Below are 24133 nucleotides of genomic sequence, written 5' to 3' on the forward strand. Positions count from 1 at the left end.
CGGTTAGCGGGTTACGTCGGCGAGCGGGTCGTCGGACGGCGGGGGAGCAACCGGCTGTGCAGGCGCGGCGGGCGCGCGATCGAGCGTCGATTCGACCGAGACGCCGCTGCCCGAGCTCTTCGCCGCGATGGCCGCAAGGACGATCGAGAGGACCACGAACAGGATCGCCAGCCACCGGGTCGAGCGGGTCAGGAAATCCGCCGCTCCGCGCGCGCTCATCATGCCGCTGGGCGAACCGCCGATGCCAAGGCCGCCGCCTTCCGATCGCTGGATCAGGATGATCCCGACGAGCGCGGCGGCAACGACCGCCTGGACGACGAGGAGGAACAGGAAAAGCGACATGGACTGTGGATCTCGGTGTTCGTGGGTTCCGCGCACTTAGGGATGCGCGTGCCGATCGGCAAGCAGGAGGTCGAAGGGAAGCGTCAGGCGTCTTGCAGGTCGGCCGCCGCCATGACGATGCCGAGGAAGCTTTCCGCGGTGAGACTGGCCCCGCCGACGAGCGCGCCGCCGACTTCGTCCGCGCCCAGCAATTCGCGGGCATTATCGGGTTTCACCGACCCGCCGTAGAGGATGCGGACCGCGCCGCCTTCCTCTTCGCCGTAACGCTCGACCAGCAGCGCGCGGATCGCACGGTGCATGGCCGCGATGTCGTCCACGGTCGGCGTGCGCCCGGTGCCGATCGCCCAGATCGGCTCGTACGCCACCGAAAGCCGCTCGCCGACCCCTTCGAACGGCTCGGGCAGCGACCCTTCGAGCTGGCGCACGACGAAGGCCTCCGCTCCGCTGGCGTCGCGGGTGGCCTCGGTTTCCCCGCAACAGACGATGAGCTTGAGCCCCGCCTCGAGCGCGGCGTCGGCCTTGGCACGGACAAGCGCGTCGCTCTCGCCGTGACCCTGCCGCCGCTCGCTGTGGCCGAGGATGACGAACTTCGCGCCCGCGTCCGCGATCATCGCGGCCGAAACGTCGCCGGTGAACGCGCCGTCGCTTTCGGCGCTGCAATCCTGCGCGCCGACGCCGATCTGTTCGGCTTCCTTATGCACAGCGTGGATCAGCGTATATGGCGGGGCCAGCGCGACCTCGACCTTCATCAGGCGCTGCGCGGACCGGTCGATCGCGCGCGCTTCGGCAAGCATCGCGCGCGTGCCGTTCATTTTCCAGTTTCCGACGATAAAGGGCCGCAGGGCCATGACGTGTTCCCAAGGGTGTCGTGTGAAGTGGCCGCGGGCCATAGACACCATCGGGCCGCAGCGCAAAGACCCTTCTTCACGGGCGCCTCAAAACGACGCGCGACCTGTTGCGGCAAGGTCGCAGGGCTTCTAAAGCCCCCGCAAACGCCGCGCGGCCACTCCTGCGCGGCTGCCCCTTCTTGTGTCCGGATCGCCATGCTCCAGTTCTTTCGCAACATTTTCAAATCCAAGATCGGCCTCGCTGTCACCATCGGCTTCATCGGCCTGATCGGCCTCGCCTTCGCCGTTGGCGACGTCGCCTCCAGCGGCACCTTCGGGGGCATCGCCGGCGGCGACAACGTCGCAGTGGTGGGCGACGAGAAGATCAGCGCGAACGAATTCAGCGAGGCGGCCACGGTGGCGGTCGATCAGCTCCGCCAGCAGAATCCGACGCTGTCGATGCAGGCATTCGTCGAACAGGACGGACTCGACGACGTGCTCGATCAGCTGCTGGACCGGCGGGCGATCGGCTGGTGGGCGGACGAGCACGGGATCGCGGCGGGCAGTAACCTGGTCAACAGCGAAATCCGCCGTCTTCCCGCCTTCGCGGGCGCCGACGGCCAGTTCAGCGAAAGCGCCTACCAGCAGGTTCTCGCCATGCGGAAGCTTAGCGACGCGACGGTTCGCCGCGACATCGCCGAAGGGCTTCTTGCCCAGCAGGTTCTGGTGCCCGGCTCGTTTGGGGCGAAGATGCCGACCAAGATCACTGCACGGTATGCTGCACTGACTCGTGAACGCCGCGAGGGCGCCGTCGCGATGATTCCCAGCGCGGCCTTCGCCCCCAAGGGCGATCCTACCCCTGCGCAGCTGACCGCTTACTACAATGCAAACCGGAGCCAGTTCATCCGCCCGGAACGGCGGGTGCTGCGCTACGCGGTTTTCGGCGCCGATTCGCTTGGCAGCATCGAACCCACCGCTGCCGAGATCGCCGCGCGCTACGAGCGTGACCGGGCCGAAAAGTACGCCGGTCGCGAATTGCGCTCGTTCACCCAGCTGGTCGTGCCAACCAAGGCGGCGGCCGACGCCATCGCGGCCCGCGGCGCGGGCGCGCTCGAAGCCGCCGCGCGCGAGGCCGGGCTGGAAACGAGCAAGGTCGAGCGGGTCGACCGTGGGTCCTACGCCGGGACGACCTCGCAGGCTGTCGCCTCTGCCGCCTTTTCCGCAAGCCAGGGCACGATAGCGAAGCCCGCACGCGGCGGGCTGGGCTACTACGTCGTCCGGGTGGATTCGGTCACCCAAACCCCCGCCCGCACGCTCGATCAGGTTAAAGAGGAGATCGCCAAGACGCTTCGGGAGGAAAAGCGCGTGCGGGGCCTTGCCGACCTTGCATCGGAGGTCGAAAACCAGATCGACGACGGGGGCGCTCTCAGCGACATCGCCCGCTCGCTCAAGGTCGACCTTCAGACTACCCAGCCGCTGGTCGCCGACGGTCGCGTCTATGGCTCGCCGAACGAGACTGCGCCCGAGATCCTTGCGCCCGCGCTTTCTGCGGCGTTCGAGATGGAAGAAGGCCAGCCGCAGATCACCGCCATCCCTGGCAGCGACCGCTACCTCGTCTTCGAGACTGCGCGGATTACGCCCTCGGCCGCCGCTCCGCTCGCGGAAATCAAGGACGACGCCACCGCCGGCTGGCGGCGCGACGCCGGGCAGAAAGCGGCCAAGGCGGCCGCCGACCGCGTGGTCGCGCGGGTCGCCAAGGGCCGGCCGCTGTCCGCCGCGCTCGCCGCGGAGAAGGTCTCGCTCCCGCCCGTCGACAGCATCAACATGACCCGCGGCGAACTGGTCGAGCAGGGCCAGCGCGTGCCGCCGCCGCTGGCGCTCCTGTTCTCGATGGCCAAGAACAGCGTGAAGCGCCTCGAGGCTCCGCGCGATGCCGGGTGGTATGTCGTCACCGTGGACAGCATCGTTCCGGGCAAGATCGATGCCGATGACCCGCTTCTCGCGCAGGCGCGGGCCAGCCTGGGCCAGCTCCTCGGCCGCGAATACGGTGACGCGATGCGCGCCGCGATCCGCAGCGAGGCCGAGATCGAGCGGAATGCGGACGCCATCGCCGCGGTGCGCAAGCAGCTCACCGGCACGGGCGACAACTGAGGACGGCGCGCTGAGCGACGCCGCACTCCCCAACGCCGAGGCGGCACGCTCGGCGCTGGCCGCGGGGCGGCCGGCGCTCGTGTGGCGCCGCGTCGTCGCGGATACCGAAACGCCGGTCGGGGCGGCGGTGAAGCTGATCGAACCGGGTCGCGGCGATTTTCTGCTGGAATCGGTCGAAGGCGGCGAAGTCCGCGGGCGCTACTCGATGCTCGGGCTCGACCCCGACCTCGTGTTCCGGGCCGAGGGCGAAGGCGCGGCGATCAACCCGGAATGGCGGTCGGACAGAAGCGGATTTCGGGACCTGCCGGGCAATGCGCTGTCCGAACTGCGCGCGCTGGTCGAGCGGTGCCGGATAGACGTGCCCGATGGGCTGCCGCCGGCGCTTTCGTTCCTGGTCGGATATTTCGGCTATGAAACGATCGGCCTGGTCGAAAAGCTGCCGCGCGCCGCCGCGCCGGGTCTGGGGCTTCCCGACATGTTCTTCGCCCGCCCGACCGTCCTGCTGGTGTTCGACCGACTGACGGACGAGCTGTTGTGCGTCGCCCCCGTCTGGCCCGGCGAGGCGGATCCGGCAGCGACCGTCGAAAGCGCGGGCGAACGCATCGACGAAGTTCTGCGCCGGTTGTCCGCCGCCCGAGTACACGCGCCCCGGCCAGACGCGCTGCCGGACATGGCGCTTGCGCCGACAATGCCGGCCGAGACGTTCGCCGGATTGGTCGCCCGCGCGAAGGAATACATCGAGGCCGGGGACATCTTCCAGGTCGTGCTTTCGCAGCGGTTCACCTGCCCGTTCCCGCTTCCCCCGCTCGCGCTCTATCGCGCGCTGCGGCGGGTCAATCCCAGCCCTTTCCTCTATTTTCTTGACTTGCCCGGGTTCGCGGTCGTCGGGTCGAGCCCGGAGATCCTCGTCCGCGTGCGCGACGGACAGGTCACGATCCGGCCGATCGCGGGCACGCGTCCGCGCGGCACCACGCCCGAGGCCGACCGCGCAGCCGAAGAGAGCCTGCTTGCCGACGAGAAGGAGCGGGCCGAGCACCTCATGCTGCTCGACCTGGGGCGGAACGACGTGGGCCGGGTCGCCGCAGCGGGCAGCGTGCAGGTCACCGACAGCTTCACCGTCGAGCGGTACAGCCACGTGATGCATATCGTCAGCAACGTCGTCGGCGCGCTCGACCCGTCCAAGGGCGCGCTCGACGCGCTGTTCGCCGGCTTTCCGGCGGGGACGGTCAGCGGCGCGCCCAAGATCCGCGCCTGCGAGATCATCGCCGAACTCGAGCCTGCCGCGCGCGGCCCATACGCGGGCGGCGTGGGCTATTTCGCGCCCGACGGAACGCTCGATTCGTGCATCGTCCTGCGCACTGCCGTGGTAAAGGACGGCGTCATGCACGTGCAGGCCGGGGCCGGCATCGTCGCCGACAGCGATGCGGCTTACGAACAGCGCGAGTGCGAGGCCAAGGCGGGCGCACTGATCGCCGCCGCGCACGAGGCCGCCCGCCAGGCGCTCGAACCGGGTTTCGGCCAGTGAGGGGCGCCATCGGGCGCGCGGCCCTGCCCTTTCTCGCCCTGCTCGGCGCCTGCAACGAGCAGCCCGCCGGCAAGGCGGTGACCCGCATCGACCTCGAAAATCCGGACAAGGTCGCCACGGCAGCCCCTTCCCCGGCACCGAGTCCGACCATCGCATCCGCCTGCGAGGCGACCGCGTTCGAGGACGCCCGCCTCACCCACTGCGTCGCCGATCCGGCGAAGCACCGCATCACCACGATGCTCGGCAACCCGCCTTACCGCGGGTTCAAGGCCTTTGCCGAAACGTCTCCCGACGAAGCGCGGCGCGTGGTCTTCGGGATGAACGCCGGGATGTTCGACGGCGAAGGCAAACCGATCGGCTACTACGTCAAGGACGGCGAGAGGCTGAAGGAACTCAACCGCAACGACGGGGCGGGCAATTTTCACATGAAGCCCAACGGCGTCTTCTTCGGCGGCGGGGGCAAATGGCGCGTGATGACCTCGGACGACTTCTATGCGCAAGTCGGCGATCGTCCCGAGTTCGGCACGCAGAGCGGCCCGATGCTGGTGGTGGACGGCAAGCTGCATCCCGAAATCACCGACGACGGGCCGAGCCGCACGATCCGCAACGGCGTCGGCGTGGATAGCGCCGGCCGCGCGCATTTCGTGATCAGCGAGGGACCGGTCAGCTTCGGCAAGATCGCGCGCTATTTCCGCGACGTGCTCAAGACGCCCAACGCGCTCTACCTCGACGGCGGCGTTTCATCGTTGTGGGACCCGGCAAGCGGCCGGGTGGATTCGCGCACGCCGCTGGGACCGCTACTGCTGGTGGAGGACAAGTCGCAATGACCGCATCGCTGGAAGGCGAAACCCGCCGCACGCTCTACCCCGAAATCGAGCCCTACGAGAGCGGGCACTTCGACGTCGGCGAAGGCCACTCGCTCTATTACGAACGCGTCGGCACGCCTGGCGCAAAGCCGGCGGTCTTCCTCCACGGCGGTCCCGGCGGGGGGATGAGCCCCGCGCACCGCCGCCAGTGGGACCCGGCGCGCTACGACGTGCTGCTGTTCGACCAGCGCGGATGCGGCAAGTCGCTGCCCTTCGCCGGACTGGAGTTCAACGACACCTGGCGGATCGTCGAGGACATCGAGCGGCTGCGGAAGATGTGCGGACACGAAGCGTGGCAGGTCTTCGGCGGCAGCTGGGGCGCCACCCTCGCCCTCGCCTACGCGCAGGAATACCCCCAGCGGACCACCGAACTGGTCCTGCGCGGCGTGTTCCTCGCCAGGGCCAAGGAGAAGGACTGGCTCTACTCCTACGGCGCAAGCGAGGTGATGGCCGAGCAGTGGGACAGCTTCTCGGGCCACATCCCCGAACCCGAGCGCGCCGACCTGGTGCAGGCCTACTACGACCGGCTGACCAGCGAGGACGAGGCTGCGCGCCTCGCCGCGGCGACCGAGTGGTCGCTGTGGGAAGGCACCGTGGCGACGCTTCTGCCCAACCCCAACCTCATTTCCGATTTCGAGGATCCCGCCAAGGCAGTCCCGTTCGCCCGCATCTGCGCGCGCTTCTTCCTCAACGATTTCTGGCTCGAGGAAGGCCAACTCTTGAGGAACGTCGAGAAGATCCGCGGGATTCCCGGGATCATCGTACAGGGCCGGCACGATATCTGCACGCCGCCCACGTCGGCGTGGGCATTGCACAAGGCCTGGCCCGAGGCCGAGCTGTGGATCGTGCCTGACGCGGGCCACTCGGCGGGGGAACCCGGCATCGTCGACGGGCTGGTGCGCGCAACCGACAAGTTCGCTAGCAGGACCGCATGATCCCCGAACGGACCATCCTCGTCGTCGACAACTACGACAGCTTCACCTTCAACCTGGTCCATTACCTCATGGAACTGGGCGCCGAGGTGCGCGTCGAGCGCAACGACGCACTTTCCGCATCAGAGGCGCTGCGGACGAACGCGGCCGGTTTCCTTATCAGCCCGGGCCCCTGCACCCCGAACGAGGCCGGGATCAGCCTCGATCTCGTTGCCGCCTGCGCCGACGCGGGCAAGCCGCTGCTCGGCGTATGCCTCGGCCACCAGTCGATCGGGCAGCACTTCGGCGGGCGGGTCGTGCGCGGCGGGCTCATGCACGGCAAGACCTCGCCGGTCAGTCACGACGGAAGCGGCGTGTTTGGCGGGCTGCCCTCGCCGTTCAACGCCACGCGCTACCACTCGCTTGTGGTCGAGGACATTCCAGATGTGCTCGCGGTCAACGCGACAGCCGACGACACCCACGTGATGGGCTTCCGCCATGTCGATCTGCCGATCCACGGGGTGCAGTTCCATCCCGAATCGATCGCGACCGAGCACGGCCACGCGCTGCTCGCCAACTTCCTCGCGATCTGCGGCATCGAGACGAAGGTGGCCGCATGAGGACCCTGCCCCAAGCCGAGCCACACCTGACCGAGGCGCAGGCCGAGGAAGTGTTCGGTGCACTGCTCGACGGCGAGGCGAGCGAAGAGGAAATCGCCCGCTTCCTGTGCGACCTTTCCGACCGGGGCGAGACCGCAGACGAAATCGCGGGCGCGGCGCGTGCCCTGCGCGCGCGGCTGATTCCGATCAACGCGCCCGACAACGCGATCGACGTCTGCGGCACCGGGGGCGACGGGCACCACACGCTCAACGTCTCGACCGCGGTCAGCCTCGTGGTCGCCGCCGCGGGCGTGCCGGTCGCCAAGCACGGCAACCGCGCGGCGAGCAGCAAGGCGGGCGCGGCCGACACCTTGGAAGCGCTCGGCCTCGACATGGAAGCCGCGGGAAGAACCGCCGAGAAGACGCTGGAAAAACTCGGTATTTGCTTCCTTTTCGCGAAGAACCACCACCCTGCGATGGGACGCATCCAGCCCATCCGTCAGCGGCTTGGCCGGCGCACGATCTTCAACCTCATGGGGCCGCTGTCCAACCCCGCCGGGGTCAGGCGCCAGCTCATCGGCATCGCGCGCCCCGCCTACGTCCCGATCTATGCCGAGGCGAAAGCGCGACTCGGCAGCGAGCGGACGCTGATCGTCTCTGGCGACGAGGGGCTCGACGAACTGAGCCTCGCCGGCGGCAACGAGATCGCCGACGTCCAGGGCCACGAATGGGAAATGCGCCGCGCGCGCGCCGCCGACGCGGGCCTGCCGACCGCGCCGATCGAGGCGATCCGCGGCGGCGACGCGGCGCACAACGCCAAGGCGCTGAAGGCGCTGCTGATGGGGGCGCCCGGCCCCTATCGCGACGCGGTCCTGTTCAACGCCGGTGCCGCGCTGATGATCGCGGACAAGGCACCAGACTACGCGGGCGGAGCCGCCCTGGCGGCGGAAGCACTGGATTCGGGCCGCGCCGAGCGCCTGCTCTCCGACTGGATCGATTTGGCGAAATGAACAAGCTCGACGAGATCTGCGCGACCAAGCGCGAGGAAGTTGCCGCGCGCAAGGCGACCGCGACCGTTGCCGACCTCGACCGGCTGGCGAGCGAGCAGAGCGCGCCGCGCGGTTTCCGCGATGCGCTGGCATCGCGGGCGGCGGACGGCTTCGCGCTGATCGCCGAGATCAAGAAGGCCTCGCCATCGAAAGGGCTCATCCGCGCCGATTTCCGCCCCGCCGAACACGCCGCCGCCTACCAGCAGGGCGGCGCGGCGTGCCTCTCGGTGCTGACCGACGCACCCTATTTCCAGGGACACGAGGATTATCTCGCGGACGCGCGCAGGGCCTGTTCGCTGCCGGTCCTGCGCAAGGACTTCATGGTCGATCCCTGGCAGGTCGCCGAGGCGCGCAGCATCGGCGCCGACGCGATCCTGATCATCGTCGCCGCGCTGGCCGACGGCGCGATGGCGGACATCGAGTCGGCGGCGATCGAACGCGGGATGGACGTGCTGGTCGAGGTCCACGACGAGGCCGAGATGGAGCGCGCTGCGCGATTGCGGTCGCGACTCATCGGGGTAAACAACCGCGATCTCAAGACCTTCCGCACCGAACTTGCGACGACTGAACGACTCGCCCCGCTCGCGCCGGAGGGCACGCTGCTGGTCGGAGAGAGCGGAATAAACACCCATGCCGACTGCGAGCGGCTGGCGCGCGCGGGGGTGCGGACGTTCCTCGTGGGCGAAAGCCTCATGCGACAGGACGACGTCGCCGCAGCGACCCGCGCGCTGCTGGGCGGCACGTGAGCTTTCCTACAGGCGGGGCGGCGTGGCATAGGAGCGTGATGCCTCGCACGATCCCATCTGCTGTCGCCCCCTTCACGCGCTTCGGCGGCGCGAAGCCATTTGCGCCAGGACTGTGTGACGGGTGTGACACGGGACTGACCCGTTGAGCCTTACCCATCTCGACGAAGCCGGTGCCGCGCGGATGGTCGATGTGGGCGGCAAGGCGGAGACGGCGCGTTCGGCCATCGCGACGGGTCGAATCCGGATGAACGCCGCGGCGCTTGCCGCCGTGCGCGACGGCAGCGGCCCCAAGGGGGACGTTCTCTCCGTGGCGCGAGTCGCGGGGATCATGGCGGCGAAGAAGACCGCCGAACTGATCCCGCTGTGCCATCCGCTCGCGCTCGAATCGGTGACGGTGGACTTCGCGTTCGAAAAGGATGCTGTCGCCGTCACCGCGCGCGCCTCGCTAACCGGCCGGACGGGCGTGGAAATGGAAGCGATGACAGCCACTTGCGTGGCGCTTCTCACGATTTACGACATGGCCAAGGCAGTCGACAAGGGCATGATTGTCGAGGGCGTGCGGCTGGCCCAGAAGACCGGCGGCAAGTCGGGCGACTGGCGGGCCGCGGACCAGGTGCCCACGCGGGTTGACGAACTGTAACAAGTTTCCTAATTGTTCCGCGTTCGTTCCCGGATTGGAACGGTTGTAGGGGAATAGGTCCCATGCTCACGGCCAAGCAGCGCGAACTCCTGCAGTTCATCACCGTCCGCCTAGAGGAGAACGGCATTTCGCCCTCGTTCGAGGAGATGAAGGAGGCGCTCGACCTCAAGAGCAAGTCGGGGGTTCACCGGCTTATCTCCGCGCTCGAGGAACGCGGGTTCATCCGCCGCCTGCCCAACCGGGCCCGTGCGCTCGAGGTGATCCGCCAGCCCGAGGATTCGGTCGCCGCCCCGCGTTCGAAATCGAATGACAACGTCGTGCCCCTGCGCGCGCCCGCGGCGTCACGGCCCGAGCCGGCGAACGACATCGTCGAGCTCCCGCTCCATGGCCGGATTGCCGCCGGCATGCCGATCGAGGCCCTCGAAGGGCAGAGCACCCTGCCCGTCCCCGCCGCGCTGCTCGGTCCCGGCGAGCACTACGCGCTCGAGGTTTCCGGCGATTCGATGATCGAGGCGGGCATCTTCGACGGTGACTTCGCGCTGGTGAAGCGGACCGATGTCGCCCGCGACGGAGAGATCGTCGTGGCGCTCGTCCGCGACGAGGAGGCGACCCTCAAGTACCTGCGGCGGCAGGACGGGATGATCCGGCTCGATCCCGCCAACGGTGCATACGAGCCGCAGGTGTATCGTGCGGGCGAGGTGAAGGTACAGGGCAAGCTCGCCGGGCTGCTGCGCCGCTACCACTAACCCCGTCCCGGGCGCGGGCCTATCGCCCGCGAGCTGTCCACCAGGGGTGCGCACCCTGTCCCTCCGCTACGGTCGTGATCCGCTGCGAGGCGAGATTGACCGCGAGGCCGCCGGCGCGCTCCAGATAGCGCCGGTCGGCCCTGAGCCAGCGCGGCCGGCAACTGCGCGGCAGGAAACGGTCGGCGATGACGATGTCGGACGCCTCGCACGCAGCTGCCAGCGCGCGCTCCTCGATCCGCGACCGGCTCCGCGCGAGGAGCAGCGCCCACGTCTTGCCGGCCCGTTCGATGGCGATGCTGCAGAAGTCCCGGCTGCAACGTGCGCCCGGCCAGCGGCCCAGCGCCACCGGTTCGCCCTCCTGCCCCGCGAGCTCGAGAAGGTTGTCGCGGGCAAACGTGCTTCGCCCGTCGTGGAGGACGAGGAGCCGCTCGCCTTCGCCCGCAATGCCGACGTTCCGTCCATCTGCGCCGATCAGGAGGTCGGGCACCGGCGTGGCCAGAAGCAGGCCCGCGGCGATGCCCGCCGGAACCAGCCCAAGCAATCGCACGCGGCCGCGCCAGAGCGCCAGCCAGGCGCCTCCCGCCAGGAACAGGGCATAGGTGCCCCACCCCATCTGCGGCATGAGCCGGACCGCTCCCGGTTGGTCAGCCGTGAACCGCGCGATGCCGAGCATCAATTCAAGCGACTTGCCGACAAGCCACCACACCGGTCCCCCGGCTCCGACAAGATCGAGCGCCAGCGCAAGGGCGATCAGCGGCATCGACACGAACGACACGAGCGGAATGGCAAGGACATTGGCGAACGCGCCGTAGAATCCCGCACGGTGAAAATGGAACAGGACGATCGGCATCAGCGCGATCTCGATCACCAGGCCGGTGACAAGCAGCATGGCGAGGCGCCGCCCCGTCCGCGCGAACCAGCTTTCCTCGCGCGGGGCGAGGAACGCGCGCACGGGCGCGGCTTCGTGCAGCGCCACGATTGCGACGACCGCGGCAAAACTCATCTGAAAACTCGGCCCGACGAGCGCTTCGGGCCAGACGATCAGGACCGCAAAGGCCGCCGTTGCGACCATCCGCAGCGACAACGGCTCGCGTCCGAGCGCGAGCGCCGCGAGCACGAGCAGAGCGCCGATGCAACTGCGCACGGTTGGCACCTCTGCCCCGGTCAACAGCGTGTAGCCGATCCCGGCAAGCGCGGCGACCAACGCGGCGACCACCGGCAGTCGCACGCGCAGCACAAGCCAGGGCCACAGCGCGAGCAGCCGGATCGCGAGGAAATAGGCCGCGGCGATCACTGCGCTAACGTGCACACCGCTGATCGACAGCAGGTGCGTGAGGCCCGAATCGCGCATCGCCTCCTCATCCGCAACCGCGATACCGCCCCGGTCACCGCTGGCGAATGCTGCGGCGATGGCCCCTTCCGACCCACCCAGCCGGGAATGGACGTGCGCCGAGAGCGCGCGCTGGGCCCGCGCGATCGTCCCCCCGGAAGGCGCGGGTTCGAGCGTCTCGACGGGGCTGATCGCGCTGCCGGTCGCCGCCAGACCCGCGAACCACGCGGTGCGCGCGAAATCGTATGCCCCGGGGGCCAAGGGGGCACCTGGCGGCATCAGGCGCGTCCGTAGACGTACACGCGCGCCCTCCTCGACACCAGGCGACAACAGGTCGGGGGCGACGTTGATCCGCACTTTCCGCGGCGTTCCCGCTTCCGCATCACGGTAGGCCAGCGTCAGTCGCACCCGCCCCTCGGCGGGCTGGTCCTGCCGCGCAAGGACACGGCCATCTATCCATTGCACCTGCGGACGCTCGAGCGGCTGCGCTCCGACGATTTCGGATCGGGACCAGATCAGCACCGCGCCAAACGCGAGCAGCAGCGCCACCGCGACCACGGCGCGGCGCAAATGGCTTCGCGTGTCGTCCTCGCGCCAGATCGCGGCGGCAGAGATAGCCGCAAGAAGCGCGCCCGCGATCCAGGCCAGCCAGGCGAGCGGGCCCGGGAGCACGAACCAGCTCGCAATTCCCACGACGAGCGCGATGGTGAGCCATGGCGCACGGTCGAACGCGGCCCGTTCCAGAAAGCGGTCGGCGAAATCTGCCCCACTGGACAAGGCGCGCGCCTTGCGCCAAGGCCGCTGCAGTGCAGCATCGGCGGGCTCTTCGCCCTCCCAGTCGTCATCGGACAGGGGAACCAGCGGCACTGTGCGGGTCGCCATGAAGCTACTGGATAAGGACGAGATTTCGGATGGCAAGCGATAGCGCGAAGGTGGTCACACGCTTTGCCCCTTCGCCCACCGGGTTCCTTCATATCGGCGGCGCGCGTACCGCGCTGTTCAACTGGCTGTACGCCCGCCACCACGGCGGAAAATACCTGCTCCGCATCGAGGACACCGACCGGGCGCGCTCGACCGAACCGGCGATCGCGGCCATCTTCGACGGTCTGGGGTGGCTGGGCCTCGAAGGGGACGACGAGCCGACCTTCCAGTTCGCCCGCTCGGATCGCCACGCCGCAGTGGCGCACGAGCTCTTGGAAAAGGGCGCGGCCTATCGCTGCTACCTGACCCCCGAAGAACTCGCCGAGCGCCGCACGCAGGCACAGGCGGAGCGGCGCACGTTTCGCATCGACAGCGAGTGGCGCGACGCAGATCCCGCGACCTGGCCCTCGGATGCCCCCTTCGTCGTTCGCATCAAGGCCCCCCGCGAGGGCGAAACCACCATCGAGGACGAGGTCCAGGGCAAGGTGACCGTCGCCAATTCGGAACTCGACGACTTCGTGTTGCTGCGTTCGGACGGGACGCCGACGTACATGCTCGCGGTGGTGGTCGACGATCACGACATGGGCGTCACCCACGTGATCCGCGGAGACGATCACCTCAATAATGCGTTCCGCCAGATCGTCATCCTCGAGGCGATGGGCTGGCCGGTCCCGGTCTATGCCCACGTGCCGATGATCCTGGGGGCCGACGGCGCAAAGCTGTCGAAGCGCCACGGCGCGGTGGGCGTCGACGCCTATCGCGACGAGATGGGCCTGTTGCCGGAGGCCGTGTTCAACTACCTGCTGCGGCTCGGCTGGGGCCACGGCGACCGCGAGGAAATCACGCGCGAAGAGGCGATCGAGCTGTTCGATCTGTCCGGTGTGGGCAAGAGCCCGAGCCGGTTTGACATCAAGAAACTGCTCAACCTCAACGGGCATTACATCCGCGAAGCCGACGATGCGCGCCTGGCGTCGCTCGTCGCGCCGTTGATCGGTCCCGAGGCCGACGAGGCGTTGCTCACCGAGGCGATGCCCCAGCTCAAGCTTCGCGCCAAGGACCTCCACGAACTCGCTGCGGGCGCTGCATTCCTCTTCAAGCAGCGCCCCCTGTCTCTCGACGAGAAGGCCGCCGCGCTGATCACTGATGACGCGCGCGACTTGCTCGCAAGGATTTCTGCGAGGCTCCACAGGATTAGCGACTGGACGGTGGCCACGCTGGAGAGCAATCTCAAGGCATATGCCGAGGAACAGGGGCTGGGACTCGGCAAGCTCGCACAGCCGATGCGCGCTGCTTTGACGGGGACGACGACATCCCCAGGCATTTTCGACGTACTGGCCCTGCTCGGTCGGGATGAAGCCCTCGCGCGGCTTGACGCGCAGGCAAGTTCCGCCGACGCGGACCACACAGCTTAAGGAGACCGGACATGGCGGACAAGGCGGCGACGCTCACCTACGACAACAAGAGTATCGAGCTTCCGGTTCTCGAGGGCAGCGTGGGCCCCGAGGTCATCGATATCCGCAAGCTCTACGGCCAGACCGGGGCCTTCACCTACGATCCGGGCTACAAGTCCACCGCCAGCTGCGAGAGCGCGCTGACCTACATCGACGGCGACGAGGGCGTCCTGCTCCATCGCGGCTACCCGATCGGCCAGCTCGCCGAGCATTCGAGCTTCATGGAAGTCAGCTACCTGCTGCTCAACGGCGAATTGCCGTCGAAACAGGAACTCGACGACTTCAGCTACACGATCAGCCGCCACACGATGCTGCACGAGCAGCTGATGACGTTTTACCGCGGCTTCCGCCGCGATGCGCACCCGATGGCGATCATGTGCGGCGTGGTCGGCGCCCTTTCGGCGTTCTACCATGACAGCACCGACATCTCCGATCCCGAGCAGCGGAAGATCGCCAGCCACCGCCTGATCGCCAAGATGCCGACGATCGCGGCGATGGCCTACAAGTACGCCGTCGGGCAGCCGTTCCTCTACCCCGACAACTCGCTCAGCTACACCGGCAACTTCCTGCGCATGACCTTCGGTGTCCCGGCCGAGCCCTACGAGGTGAACCCCGTCGTCGAAAAGGCGATGGACCGCATCTTCATCCTGCACGCCGATCACGAGCAGAATGCCTCGACCTCCACCGTCCGGCTTGCCGGTTCATCAGGCGCGAACCCGTTCGCCTGCATCGCTGCGGGCATCGCCTGCCTGTGGGGCCCGGCGCACGGAGGCGCGAACGAAGCGGCGCTCAACATGCTGCGCGAGATCGGCACGCCCGATCGCATCCCCCACTACATTGAGCGCGCGAAGGACAAGAACGACCCCTTCCGCCTGATGGGCTTCGGCCACCGCGTGTACAAGAACTACGACCCGCGGGCCACGGTGATGCAGAAGACCGTGCGCGAGGTGTTCGAATCGCTCAAGGTCACCGACCCGCTGTTCGAAACCGCCCTGCAGCTCGAGGAGCTCGCGCTCAACGACCCCTATTTCATCGAAAAGAAGCTGTTCCCGAACGTGGACTTCTATTCGGGCATCATTCTTTCGGCGATCGGCTTCCCGACGACGATGTTCACCGCGCTGTTCGCGCTCGCCCGCACGGTCGGCTGGGTCGCCCAGTGGAACGAGATGATTTCCGATCCCGGCCAGGTCATCGGCCGTCCGCGTCAGCTCTATACCGGCCCGACCGAGCGCGACTACGTGCCGCTCGGTCAGCGATAGGCGGGCGCGGGGCATGCGCGCGCTGCGGCTTCTTGCGCAGGTCCTCGGAGTAGCGCTCGTCCTTTCGGGCGGACTGTGGGCGCTTCAGGGCCTGGGCCTGGTGATGTGGCCGGCGGAAAGCTTCATGCTCGCCGAACGCCAGTGGGCGCTCTACGGCACGATTACGGCGATCATCGGCGCCCTGCTGTTCTGGTGGGGCAGCCGGCGGCGCTGACGCCACCTGCGCCAGCTCAGTCGGCCCCTGGCAATTCGAGCGTGAAGCGCGCGCCCTGTCCGGCGTCGCTATCGACCGTCAGGTCCCCGCCCATCGCGCGCGCCAGGCGCCTGGAAATGTAGAGGCCGAGACCCGACCCCCCGTCTCCGCCCCGACCCAGGCGCTCGAACTTGTCGAACACGCGGTCGATCTTGTCTGCGGGAATGCCCGGCCCGTCGTCGATCACGACGGCCTTGGCGAGACTGCCTTGCGTACTTGCCTCGATCCGGACGATGGCCCCTTCGGGCGCATAGGAAATGGCGTTCCCGACGAGGTTGAGGAGGATCTGGAGCACGCGGCGAAATTCCCCGGTCGCGGGCACCACGACGGCATCCCCGGGCGGCTCGAGCCGGGTTCCGCGCTCGCGGGCGCGCACCCCCAGAATGCCCACGGCGCGCCGGGCGACGTCGGCAAGGTCTATCCGGTCGGGCGCGGTGCGGAAGTCTTCGGCCTCGACCACTTCAAGGTCCGACAGGTCCTCGATCAGCGAGAGCAGGTGCTGTCCCGCCGCGGCGATGTCGGCAGCATAGTTGCTGTATTCCTCGGGCAGCGGCCCGGCGAGTCGGGAACGGATCGTCTCGGCATTGGCGATGATCCGGGCGATCGGCTGACGCAGGACCGGCGTCATTTCGCGGCCGAACGACGGCGTGGCCGGCTGCCTCTCCTCGGCTGCCGGAAAAGCCGCCGGGAGCGGCGCGTCTGCGACGAGAAGCAGTTCGAAACCGGCGCTGCCCGGATCGGGGCGGCCAAGCGGAACGAGCGTTGCCGTCCAGCCCCTCTGCGAGCCGGGCACGACGCAGCGCGCGCCGTCGACCAGCCGCCAGTGGATCGGTTGGTGGAGCGAAAGGTCGGGCAGGTCGACGAAGTCGGTCCACGGCGTGCCCGGCCTGTTGCGCATCTTGCGCACGAGCGCGGCGAGGTCGGGTGCCGCGCTGTCTACGGTGAGCACGCCCTGTTCGGGATCGAGGCGGGCGGAAAGCTCGGCCACGGCACGATCTATCGCGATCCGCAGCGCCTCGGTTTCCTCGTCGGACGGGGTCGCCCGCGGAGTGGTCGACCATGCCCCGATCGAGATCGCGCAACCGCCGCTCCCGCGATCGCCCTCGGGATCTATCTCGACCCACGCGCGGACCGTCTCTTCGCCGTCGAGCGCCTCAATCGTCCGCGCTACCTTGAGCCCCAGCCGCCGCGCCTTGCGCACGATCTCGAGCAGGGCGGGCACGGCGACCGTTCCGGGCAGGTCGCCCCCGCAGCGACGCTGCAGCCCCGCAAGCGGTTCATCCGCCTCGATCAGACGGTCGTCCGCGTCGGTGCGCGCACGTGCCAGGACGACGCCGGCGCCGGCCATCTCAGGCGACCGAGTTCCGCGCCGAGCCGCCAAGCAGCGCCGCCGCACGATCCGCGCGCAACTGGTCGAACCCCTCTGGCAGCGCGACGTCGGGGTGGAGGTGCAGGAACTGTTCCTCGACCTCGCGCGGCTTGAGCCCGGCGGCCCGAAGCGATAGGGCAAGGCGCGCCAGCTGCCGGTCGTTCGTCGAAATCACGGCAAGGTCCCGGTCGTGACGCGCGGCGGCGGCCAATGCGGTCAGAAACAGGGCGACGCCTGCGTGGCCCACCGAAAGAGCGGCGCGGGCACCCGCGCCCATGCCGGTCACGAGGCGCGAAAGCAGGCCAAGCCGGCTGGCGCTTTCGTCATAGGCTTCTCGCAGCGCGTCGGTCGCCGCGGCGGCGTCCGGGCCGGTCGAATCGACAAGTCCGCTGGCCCAGATCGCGACGACCTGGTGAAACAGGTCTGCCGGCAGTTCCGCCAGCGGCAATTCCATCCGCCGCTGGGTTTGCGCAAAGCGCGACTGCGCCGCCAGCGCGGCCATTGCGGTCGCGGCGGTCGGGCCATCGTCAGAAGCGATGAGCGCCTGAAGCAGCGGCGAAAGAACCGGATCGATCGCGGAACGCTTTTCGAGCCGAGCCGTCAACTGCCACTCGAGCGACAACGCGTGGCAATGTCCGACCAGTTTCTCGTCGGTAAGCAGGCGGTTGGTTAGTTGAGCGCAGTCGCGCTCGGCGCGGGCCCTGGGATCGGTCGCACCGGCCGCCTGCGCCTCGACGAGCAGCACCTGCCGGGCGAGATCGGAGATCATGCCGCGGACCCGGCTGACGATCTCGTCGCTGAACAGCGAATGGTCATGATTGGCGAGCAGGTGGCCGAGCACCGGCCCGATCGTGCCGATCACGACGTCTCCCTGCGCGAGTTCGTCGCGCAGCACGGCTTCGACGGGCGCTTCGCTCGATTGCATCATCACCGCTTCGCTCATGCACCGGCCATAGCGGCCCGTGGTTAAGCCTGCGTTAGCTTCGCCGCGCCCCGGAAAACAGCCGTCCACCGAGCGCGGCCAGCCCAGTCGCTGCCATCGCAGGCACGAATGCCCCGAAAACCGCTGCCACGGCAAGGCCGGCGATGACCAGGATGCGGTCGCCGAGCAGACGGAGAGCGCGCGGTCCGTCGCATTCGCGCAGGAGTCGCGTCGCCGCGACCAGCACGAGCGCAACGAAGGGCGCGTGCCAATCGGCGAACTCCTGCGGGCTCGCCGCGACTGCGATGAGCGCCAGATCGAGTGCGCCGTCTCGCACCTCCGCCATGCGCCCCTTCGCGGCCACCCCCGAACCGGCGCGCGCGAAGCGCCCCATCCGCCCTCCGGTTTCCGCGACGAAGGCGCCAATGGCGAGCGCGACGAGCCCACCGACCGTGCTGCCGAGATAGCCGGCTGCGCCCCCGGCCAAAGCAAGCGCGATGCCCCCGATCGCCAGCCCCGGCGCGAGCGCGGGCCTGTTCGCCGCGCGCGTGAGCAGGACCCGCGCAAGTCCATGCGCGAGCGTTTCGCCCGGCCGCTCCACGCCCGGCGCCGGAACGTGGCGCGCCTGCCAGTTGCGTTCCATCCGCTGCGCCGCGGCGCCATCGCCCAGAAGCGCCCAGCGTCCTTCGTCGAGCCAGTGTTGCGGCACCTCGACGCATCGCCCTCCCCTCTGGAGCGCGACCCGCAGCAGTCCGGCGACGGGGTCGGCATCGGGGGGCAGAAACGCCAGCGCCTCGACCGAATCGCCACGCGTGGCGAGGACCCCGCCCCAGGCGCGCTCGCGGTCTATCCGCTCGAAGCCGCGTTCGACCGCGCCATCGGCCGGCAGAACGGCGATCCCCGCCCGCGCGCCCAGCGCCTGCGCCAGCCAGTCGCGATCCGGCAACACGCCCGGAGCGAAGACGAAGAGATTGTCGGCGGCGCTGACCAGGCCCGACAGCGTCCGCGAGTGTGCAATCGCGCTGAACTTCGCACCGCGCCCCTCGGTTTCGCGCTGAAGTGCCGCAAGCTCGGGGCCAGGCGTCTCGGCGAGGCAGACCACGCGTTCGCAGCCGAGCGCCAACGCCGCCTGGAGCTGGTGCCAGGCGACGGGCCTGCCGCCGAGCCTCACCGGATCGGCGCCGTCCTGCGTCGTTGCCAAAAGCGCGACCCGCACGCCCATACCTCCCTGACCGATCGATCGGCACTGGGTAGATTGCGGGAATCGGGTTGGCTAGAGCCGAGGCTGCGAGCCGGCGTCAGGCGCCGACGAAATGGTCGCGGAATTGCTCGATTTTGCGCACGACGCTGGGATCGCCGGGCGCGCCCTCGATCGCTTCGGCCGCGAGTTCGACAAGTTCGGAGGCGTGGAAGCTGGCGGCAAGACCCCGCAGGCGCTGCGCCGCGACCGTCCAGTTGCCGTCGCAGCGCGCCCGCTTCAGGTGATCGAGGTGCCTTTCGAGGCTGTCCCTGAACGCGTTCCGCAACTCCGCAAACAGCGCGGGATCCTCTCCCGCCGCCGCCGCGATCGTCGCGTCAAAGGCTGCCTGCTCGTATGCCATACCCCGACAAATACGCTTCCGATGATTAACACTCTGTTGAACATGACTGGAATCGTGTAGATTCCTCGTCATGAGTGGGGGACATCACATTCGGGCCGTCGGGTCCGGGAGCGGCGCTGATGCGTCTGGCGAAACCGGCGCTGCGGCTGACGAACCGCTGACGCTCGACGCCAGCTGGGTCGAAGACGCCCCGTCGGACGACAACTGGGAAGAAGAAGCCCCGGCCCGGCGCACCGGGTGGATCGCGCCCGTAGCGGCAATCCTCGCCGCGCTCGGCTGGAGCGCGTTCTTCCTTTACGCCCACTGGTCCGAAATCACCGCGGGGGTGACACCCGCCGCCGGTTCGGCGCTCGTCGTATCGTGGGCCGTGCCGGTGCTCCTGATCGTTTCGCTCGTCCTGCTCGCACTGCGCCTCAGCACCCGGGAAGCGGCGCGGTTTGCTGACGCCGCCGCCGCCCTCAGGGGCGAATCCGTCGCGCTCGAAACGCGCCTTTCGGTCGTCAACCGCGAGCTCAGCCTCGCGCGCGAGTTCCTGGCCGCGCAAAGCCGGGAGCTCGAATCGCTCGGGCGGATCGCCACGCAGCGCATTTCCGAGCACGCCGACCGCCTGCAGGAACTGGTCCGCGACAACGGCGCACAGGTCGATGCCATTGCCGGAGTGAGCCGGGCGGCACTCGAAAACATGGACAAGCTGCGCGACGACCTGCCGGTCGTGGCCAACGCCGCGCGGGACGTGTCGAACCAGATCGGCGCCGCCGGCAATACCGCGCATGACCAGCTCGAGGGGCTGGTTGCCGGGTTCAACCGGCTCAACGAGTTCGGCCAGGCGAGCGAACGCCAGGTCGCCTCGCTCCGCGGCAAGGTTGACGACGCGATCGGGGGCTTCGAAGCGCAGGTTCACCAGCTAGACGAGATCGTCGGCGCGCGCTTTGCCGCCCTGCGCGAACGCAGCGACGCATTGCGCGCCGAACTCGACGGGCGCGAGGTCGAAGCGCTCACCGCGATGCGCCACCGCGCCGATCGACTTCGCGAAGAGATCGCCGGGGTATCGCAGGCGCTGGAATCCAGCGAAGAAGAACTCCTCCGCTCGCTTCAGGCCCGCGTCAGCGCCGTGCGCGAAGGTGCCGACACGGTGTCCGAGAGCCTCGCCGGCACAGAACGCGAAGCGATGGCCGCCTGGAATGCGCGTGTCGAAACGCTCAAGACCGATCTCGAGGCCGCGATCCGGCATGTGGAATCGATCGACAACGCGGCCAAGACGGGCGCCCAGCAGCGCCTCGCGATCATCAGCCAGGAAGCGACGCTGGTCGACGCCAAGCTGACCGAATCGCACAGCCTGTTCGTCACCGAGATCGAAAAGCGCCGAGCCGAGGCGGCCGCGCTGGCAAAGGAACACGCGGGCGTCGTCGCCGCTCTTCTTGCAGAGCTCGACACTGGCCTCGCCGAACGGCGGGACGATCATGCGGTTCGCACGCAGGCATTCGTCGAACAGGGCGAGGCGATCGCCGCCCGGCTCGCGGAATTGTCCCGGGAAATGGCCGCCGCCGCCGAACACGGGCGCGAAGCGGAGAGCGCGCTGGCAGCGGCCATCGACACCCTGGGCGACAAACTCGGCGCCAGCAGGAAGGCGCTCGGCGATACCGACCGCAAGGTGGCGGACCTGACCGACGCAAGCGTTCGCCTGCTCGAACTCATCCGGGCCAGCGCAGAGCACAGCCGAACCGACTTGCCCACGGCCTTGTCCGAAACCGAGGAACGGCTTGTCGCGCTGGGCGAGCGGGGCGAGGCGCTCGGCCTGATGCTCACCAGCGCCGGTGACAAGAGCCGCGAGGTATCGGACTACGTGATCGCGGCCCAGCGCGACAGCACGTCCGCGATGGAGGCGCTCAAGAGCCTCCAGGGAGAGGTTGACGCCAACCATGAGGCAGGCGCGCGCCGCATCGCCGAGCTGCGCGGCCAGCTTGCCGCGCTTGCCCGCGACAGCGAAGCCGCCTCGGCCGACGCCCAGGGGGCGCTGCGTGACGCGATCGCGGAGCTGGAGGCCGCCGCGCGGTCCGCGGTGACGCTTATCGAGGAAGAAGCGAGCAGCAAGGTCAGCGCGCTTGCCGCGCGAATCGCGGATGACACGAACGCCGCTCTCGACGCGGCATTGCGCGAGCGGGTCGGTACGGCCATCGCCGAGCTGGAGGACACGGCATCTCACGCGGCCGGGACGGGTCGGGATGCCGTGCAGCAGCTGCGCGACCAGCTTGCCAAGGTCAACGAACTGACTGCCAACCTGGAAAGCCGGGTCGCGCTGGCGCGCCAGCGGGCCGAAGAACAGGTCGACGGGGATTTCTCGCGCCGGGTGGCGCTCATCACCGAAAGCCTCAACTCGAACGCGATCGACATTGCCCGCGCGCTGTCCGCCGATGTCACCGACACCGCGTGGACCAGCTACCTGCGCGGCGATCGCGGCATCTTTACCCGCCGCGCGGTCCGCCTGCTCGAACCCGCCGAAGCGCGTGACGTCGCCGAGCTCTACGACAACGACGGCAATTTCCGCGAACATGTCAACCGCTACATCCACGACTTCGAGGGGATGCTTCGCACGATGCTGTCGACCCGCGACGGGCACGCCATCGGGGTGACCCTGCTCAGCAGCGACATGGGCAAGCTCTACGTTGCCCTCGCGCAGGCGATCGAGCGCCTGCGCGACTGACGGTTCAGGCCGCCGCGATCTCGATTCCGAAAGTCGCCGGGGTGATCCACCCGTTGACGTAATTCGCGACCCACAGCGCGGTCAGGACTGCGGCAAGAACGGTCGCGCGCACCACGATCTTGCGCGGCTGGAAATTGGCCGGCGCGCTGTCGGCCTGGCCGGGGACCTTCTCGATCCCGAGTTCCTCGTGCGTCTTTACGCCGAACGGCAGCAGGACGAACGCGCAGGCCACCCAGAACAGCACGTAGATCGCTAGGATCGATGTCCAGTTCATGCCGCTTCTCCAGGTATGATGACCCGCACCTGAGGTCGCTTGCCGCTCCACCGTCCGGCCGCACGGCGCGCGGCCAGCCTGGCTGCCTCGATCAGCGCCTCGCGATCGCGCGCGGCCGGCCCGCGCAACCTCCCGAGGGCCTCCGCGACATGGCGCTCTGCCTCGGCGATGAACGCCGGGTAATCCTCGTCAAGCGGAAGGCCGATGCCCTCGACGAATATCCCGCCCTTGGGGCCGACCACGACCACCAGCACCCCCTCGCGTGCGATGCGGCGGCGCATGACGATCGCGTCGCCGTCCGCCGGGGCGATGATGTCCCCGTCGAGCACGAGCCGCCCGCTGCGCACTTCGGCGATCTTGCCCGGCTTGCCCGGCGCCAGGCGCACGAGATCGCCGTTGCCCTGCACCACGGTCTGCGGGATGCCGCTTGCCTTCCCCAGCCGCCCCTGTTCGGCCATGTGGCGCATTTCGCCGTGGACCGGCACCAGCACCTGCGGCCTGAGCCATGCGTATAGCGCCTCGAGTTCCGGCCGGCCGGGATGGCCCGAGACATGGATCATGCTCTGGCGATCGGTGACCATCACGATCCCGCGGTTCGCCAGCAGGTTCTGCACGCGCCCGATCGCGATCTCGTTGCCGGGGATCTGCCGGCTGGAGAACAGCACGACGTCGCCCGCGGACAACTCGATGGGATGGTTCTCCTCAGCGATGCGGGCAAGCGCGGCGCGCGGCTCGCCCTGCCCGCCGGTGGCCAGGATCAGCACCTCGCCCCGCGGAAGCCCCATCGCGGTATCGAAATCGACCGTTTCCGGGAAATCTTCGAGATAGCCGTTGTCCTGGGCCACCTCGATGATGCGGTCGAGCGAGCGGCCTGCGATGCACAGCTTGCGGCCGGTCGCCTCGGCAACCGCACCCAGCGTGTGCAGGCGCGCGACGTTGCTGGCGAAGGTCGTCACCAGGACCCGGCGGCCGGACCACTTGGCGACCTCCTCGTGCAGCGCCCGGTAGACCGCGCCCTCGGAGCCGCTTTCGGCCGGGTTGAACACGTTGGTCGAATCGCAGACGAGCGCGAGGATGCCCTCGTCCCCCAGTTCGCACAGTTCTTCCTCGGTCGTCGGTACGCCGACAATCGGCTCCTCGTCGAGCTTCCAGTCGCCGGTGTGGAACACCCGCCCGAAGGGCGTTTCGATCAGCAGCGCGTGCCCTTCGGCGATCGAGTGCGCGAGCGGAACGTAGGACACGCCGAACGGCCCCAGCTGGAACTGCTCGAGATCGTCGACGACGACCAGCTCGACCTCGCCCGCGATCCCCGCCTCCTCGAGTTTTCGCCGAACGAGGTCGGCGGTAAAGGGCGTCGCGTAGAGCGGCACGCCGAGATCGGCGGCAAAGTATGGCACGGCGCCGATGTGGTCCTCGTGCGCGTGGGTAAGGACGATCCCCTCGAGCGCATCGGCGCGCTCCTCGATGAATTCGAGGTCGGCGAACACGAGGTCGACGCCCGGGTACTCGTTCCCGCTGAAGGTCATGCCGAGGTCGACCATCAGCCACCGCCCGCGGCACCCGTAGAGGTTCACGTTCATCCCGATCTCGCCCGATCCGCCGAGCGCGAGGAAGAGAAGCTCGTCTTCGGGAGTGAAATCCTTTTTCAAG

Annotated in this window: 22 protein-coding genes; 13 read left to right on the plus strand and 9 right to left on the minus strand. The window is 68.6% G+C overall.

The annotated features are described in order from the left end of the window. Positions 1-3 precede the first annotated feature (3 nt). Together secG and tpiA are read right to left on the minus strand one after the other, a co-directional pair. Positions 4-342, minus strand: coding sequence for a preprotein translocase subunit SecG (gene secG, locus N0B51_RS06790; RefSeq protein ID WP_259961556.1), 339 nt, complete (start codon positions 340-342; stop codon positions 4-6). A gap of 83 nt (positions 343-425) precedes the next feature. Continuing rightward, positions 426-1190, minus strand: a complete 765-nt coding sequence (gene tpiA, locus N0B51_RS06795) for a triose-phosphate isomerase (protein WP_259961557.1) — start codon at positions 1188-1190, stop codon at positions 426-428. A gap of 195 nt (positions 1191-1385) precedes the next feature. Here tpiA and N0B51_RS06800 point away from each other — a divergent pair, with 195 nt between their 5' ends. From N0B51_RS06800 to lexA, 9 genes are all read left to right on the plus strand, one after another. Further along, complete coding sequence (locus N0B51_RS06800) at positions 1386-3320, plus strand: peptidylprolyl isomerase (RefSeq protein ID WP_259961558.1); 1935 nt, start codon at positions 1386-1388, stop codon at positions 3318-3320. Between the two features lie 79 nt (positions 3321-3399). Next, positions 3400-4845, plus strand: a complete 1446-nt coding sequence (gene trpE, locus N0B51_RS06805) for an anthranilate synthase component I (RefSeq protein ID WP_375545936.1) — start codon at positions 3400-3402, stop codon at positions 4843-4845. Then, on the plus strand, positions 4842-5672 hold the full coding sequence (locus N0B51_RS06810; RefSeq protein ID WP_259961560.1) for a phosphodiester glycosidase family protein: 831 nt from the start codon (positions 4842-4844) through the stop codon (positions 5670-5672). The genes trpE and N0B51_RS06810 overlap by 4 nt, the downstream gene beginning before the upstream one ends. After that, complete coding sequence (gene pip / locus N0B51_RS06815) at positions 5669-6646, plus strand: prolyl aminopeptidase (RefSeq protein WP_259961561.1); 978 nt, start codon at positions 5669-5671, stop codon at positions 6644-6646. Before N0B51_RS06810 ends, pip begins: the two co-directional genes overlap by 4 nt. Next, positions 6643-7242, plus strand: a complete 600-nt coding sequence (locus N0B51_RS06820; RefSeq protein WP_259961562.1) for an anthranilate synthase component II — start codon at positions 6643-6645, stop codon at positions 7240-7242. The genes pip and N0B51_RS06820 overlap by 4 nt, the downstream gene beginning before the upstream one ends. Beyond that, positions 7239-8231 carry an anthranilate phosphoribosyltransferase gene (trpD, locus tag N0B51_RS06825; RefSeq protein WP_259961563.1) on the plus strand — a complete coding sequence of 331 codons (993 nt, stop codon included), beginning with the start codon at positions 7239-7241 and terminating at the stop codon, positions 8229-8231. Before N0B51_RS06820 ends, trpD begins: the two co-directional genes overlap by 4 nt. Next, positions 8228-9016: an indole-3-glycerol phosphate synthase TrpC gene (gene trpC / locus N0B51_RS06830; RefSeq protein WP_259961564.1), complete on the plus strand. Its 789-nt coding sequence runs from the start codon at positions 8228-8230 to the stop codon at positions 9014-9016. The genes trpD and trpC overlap by 4 nt, the downstream gene beginning before the upstream one ends. Positions 9017-9158: 142 nt before the next feature. Then, positions 9159-9656 (plus strand): cyclic pyranopterin monophosphate synthase MoaC, encoded by a 498-nt coding sequence (gene moaC, locus N0B51_RS06835; protein ID WP_259961565.1) that lies wholly within the window; start codon positions 9159-9161, stop codon positions 9654-9656. 62 nt (positions 9657-9718) lie between these two features. Beyond that, complete coding sequence (lexA, locus tag N0B51_RS06840; RefSeq protein ID WP_259961566.1) at positions 9719-10402, plus strand: transcriptional repressor LexA; 684 nt, start codon at positions 9719-9721, stop codon at positions 10400-10402. A gap of 19 nt (positions 10403-10421) precedes the next feature. Here the strand turns inward: lexA and N0B51_RS06845 are convergent, their stop codons facing one another. After that, on the minus strand, positions 10422-12614 hold the full coding sequence (locus N0B51_RS06845; RefSeq protein WP_259961567.1) for a ComEC/Rec2 family competence protein: 2193 nt from the start codon (positions 12612-12614) through the stop codon (positions 10422-10424). A 29-nt stretch (positions 12615-12643) separates the two neighbouring features. On the opposite strand from N0B51_RS06845, the gene gltX reads away from it, so the two are divergent. The 3 genes from gltX to N0B51_RS06860 are packed head-to-tail and all read left to right on the plus strand — an operon-like array spanning position 12644 to position 15577. Further along, the gene (gene gltX, locus N0B51_RS06850) at positions 12644-14065 is read left to right on the plus strand and encodes a glutamate--tRNA ligase (RefSeq protein WP_259961568.1); all 1422 of its coding nucleotides are present in this window, start codon (positions 12644-12646) and stop codon (positions 14063-14065) included. Positions 14066-14076: 11 nt separating this feature from the next. Beyond that, positions 14077-15363, plus strand: a complete 1287-nt coding sequence (locus N0B51_RS06855) for a citrate synthase (RefSeq protein ID WP_259961569.1) — start codon at positions 14077-14079, stop codon at positions 15361-15363. A 13-nt stretch (positions 15364-15376) separates the two neighbouring features. Then, on the plus strand, positions 15377-15577 hold the full coding sequence (locus N0B51_RS06860; RefSeq protein ID WP_259961570.1) for a hypothetical protein: 201 nt from the start codon (positions 15377-15379) through the stop codon (positions 15575-15577). A gap of 16 nt (positions 15578-15593) precedes the next feature. Here N0B51_RS06860 and N0B51_RS06865 read toward each other — a convergent pair whose 3' ends face one another. The 4 genes from N0B51_RS06865 to N0B51_RS06880 all read right to left on the minus strand — a co-directional run bounded on the left by N0B51_RS06865 (position 15594) and on the right by N0B51_RS06880 (position 19508). Then, positions 15594-16964 carry a sensor histidine kinase gene (locus N0B51_RS06865; RefSeq protein ID WP_259961571.1) on the minus strand — a complete coding sequence of 457 codons (1371 nt, stop codon included), beginning with the start codon at positions 16962-16964 and terminating at the stop codon, positions 15594-15596. A 1-nt stretch (position 16965) separates the two neighbouring features. Continuing rightward, positions 16966-17928 carry a hypothetical protein gene (locus tag N0B51_RS06870; RefSeq protein WP_259961572.1) on the minus strand — a complete coding sequence of 321 codons (963 nt, stop codon included), beginning with the start codon at positions 17926-17928 and terminating at the stop codon, positions 16966-16968. Positions 17929-17962: 34 nt separating this feature from the next. Next, positions 17963-19123, minus strand: a complete 1161-nt coding sequence (locus N0B51_RS06875) for a hypothetical protein (protein ID WP_259961573.1) — start codon at positions 19121-19123, stop codon at positions 17963-17965. Between the two features lie 82 nt (positions 19124-19205). Beyond that, on the minus strand, positions 19206-19508 hold the full coding sequence (locus N0B51_RS06880) for an Hpt domain-containing protein (RefSeq protein ID WP_259961574.1): 303 nt from the start codon (positions 19506-19508) through the stop codon (positions 19206-19208). Positions 19509-19578: 70 nt separating this feature from the next. Here N0B51_RS06880 and N0B51_RS06885 point away from each other — a divergent pair, with 70 nt between their 5' ends. Further along, positions 19579-22209: a coiled-coil domain-containing protein gene (locus N0B51_RS06885; protein ID WP_259961575.1), complete on the plus strand. Its 2631-nt coding sequence runs from the start codon at positions 19579-19581 to the stop codon at positions 22207-22209. Positions 22210-22213: 4 nt separating this feature from the next. Here N0B51_RS06885 and N0B51_RS06890 read toward each other — a convergent pair whose 3' ends face one another. Both N0B51_RS06890 and N0B51_RS06895 read right to left on the minus strand, forming a co-directional pair. Continuing rightward, the gene (locus tag N0B51_RS06890) at positions 22214-22483 is read right to left on the minus strand and encodes a DUF1467 family protein (RefSeq protein ID WP_259961576.1); all 270 of its coding nucleotides are present in this window, start codon (positions 22481-22483) and stop codon (positions 22214-22216) included. Then, a complete protein-coding gene (locus tag N0B51_RS06895; protein WP_259961577.1) occupies positions 22480-24132 on the minus strand; it encodes a ribonuclease J in 1653 nt (550 codons plus the stop codon). The genes N0B51_RS06890 and N0B51_RS06895 overlap by 4 nt, the downstream gene beginning before the upstream one ends. Between the last annotated feature and the right edge of the window lies 1 nt (position 24133).

Origin of the sequence: Tsuneonella litorea (assembly GCF_025154015.1) — a bacterium.
GTDB classification, from domain to species: domain Bacteria; phylum Pseudomonadota; class Alphaproteobacteria; order Sphingomonadales; family Sphingomonadaceae; genus Tsuneonella; species Tsuneonella litorea.

Coding starts and splice junctions, on each gene's coding strand:
- N0B51_RS06870 (WP_259961572.1), bottom strand. CDS start 17,928: ATGAGCGAAGCGGTGATGATGCAATCGAGCGAAGCGCCCGTCGAAGCC.
- trpD (WP_259961563.1), top strand. CDS start 7,239: ATGAGGACCCTGCCCCAAGCCGAGCCACACCTGACCGAGGCGCAGGCC.
- N0B51_RS06820 (WP_259961562.1), top strand. CDS start 6,643: ATGATCCCCGAACGGACCATCCTCGTCGTCGACAACTACGACAGCTTC.
- secG (WP_259961556.1), bottom strand. CDS start 342: ATGTCGCTTTTCCTGTTCCTCCTCGTCGTCCAGGCGGTCGTTGCCGCC.
- trpC (WP_259961564.1), top strand. CDS start 8,228: ATGAACAAGCTCGACGAGATCTGCGCGACCAAGCGCGAGGAAGTTGCC.
- gltX (WP_259961568.1), top strand. CDS start 12,644: ATGGCAAGCGATAGCGCGAAGGTGGTCACACGCTTTGCCCCTTCGCCC.
- lexA (WP_259961566.1), top strand. CDS start 9,719: ATGCTCACGGCCAAGCAGCGCGAACTCCTGCAGTTCATCACCGTCCGC.
- N0B51_RS06800 (WP_259961558.1), top strand. CDS start 1,386: ATGCTCCAGTTCTTTCGCAACATTTTCAAATCCAAGATCGGCCTCGCT.
- tpiA (WP_259961557.1), bottom strand. CDS start 1,190: ATGGCCCTGCGGCCCTTTATCGTCGGAAACTGGAAAATGAACGGCACG.
- N0B51_RS06865 (WP_259961571.1), bottom strand. CDS start 16,964: ATGGCCGGCGCCGGCGTCGTCCTGGCACGTGCGCGCACCGACGCGGAC.
- N0B51_RS06885 (WP_259961575.1), top strand. CDS start 19,579: ATGAGTGGGGGACATCACATTCGGGCCGTCGGGTCCGGGAGCGGCGCT.
- pip (WP_259961561.1), top strand. CDS start 5,669: ATGACCGCATCGCTGGAAGGCGAAACCCGCCGCACGCTCTACCCCGAA.
- N0B51_RS06880 (WP_259961574.1), bottom strand. CDS start 19,508: ATGGCATACGAGCAGGCAGCCTTTGACGCGACGATCGCGGCGGCGGCG.
- N0B51_RS06855 (WP_259961569.1), top strand. CDS start 14,077: ATGGCGGACAAGGCGGCGACGCTCACCTACGACAACAAGAGTATCGAG.
- N0B51_RS06890 (WP_259961576.1), bottom strand. CDS start 22,483: ATGAACTGGACATCGATCCTAGCGATCTACGTGCTGTTCTGGGTGGCC.
- N0B51_RS06860 (WP_259961570.1), top strand. CDS start 15,377: ATGCGCGCGCTGCGGCTTCTTGCGCAGGTCCTCGGAGTAGCGCTCGTC.
- N0B51_RS06845 (WP_259961567.1), bottom strand. CDS start 12,614: ATGGCGACCCGCACAGTGCCGCTGGTTCCCCTGTCCGATGACGACTGG.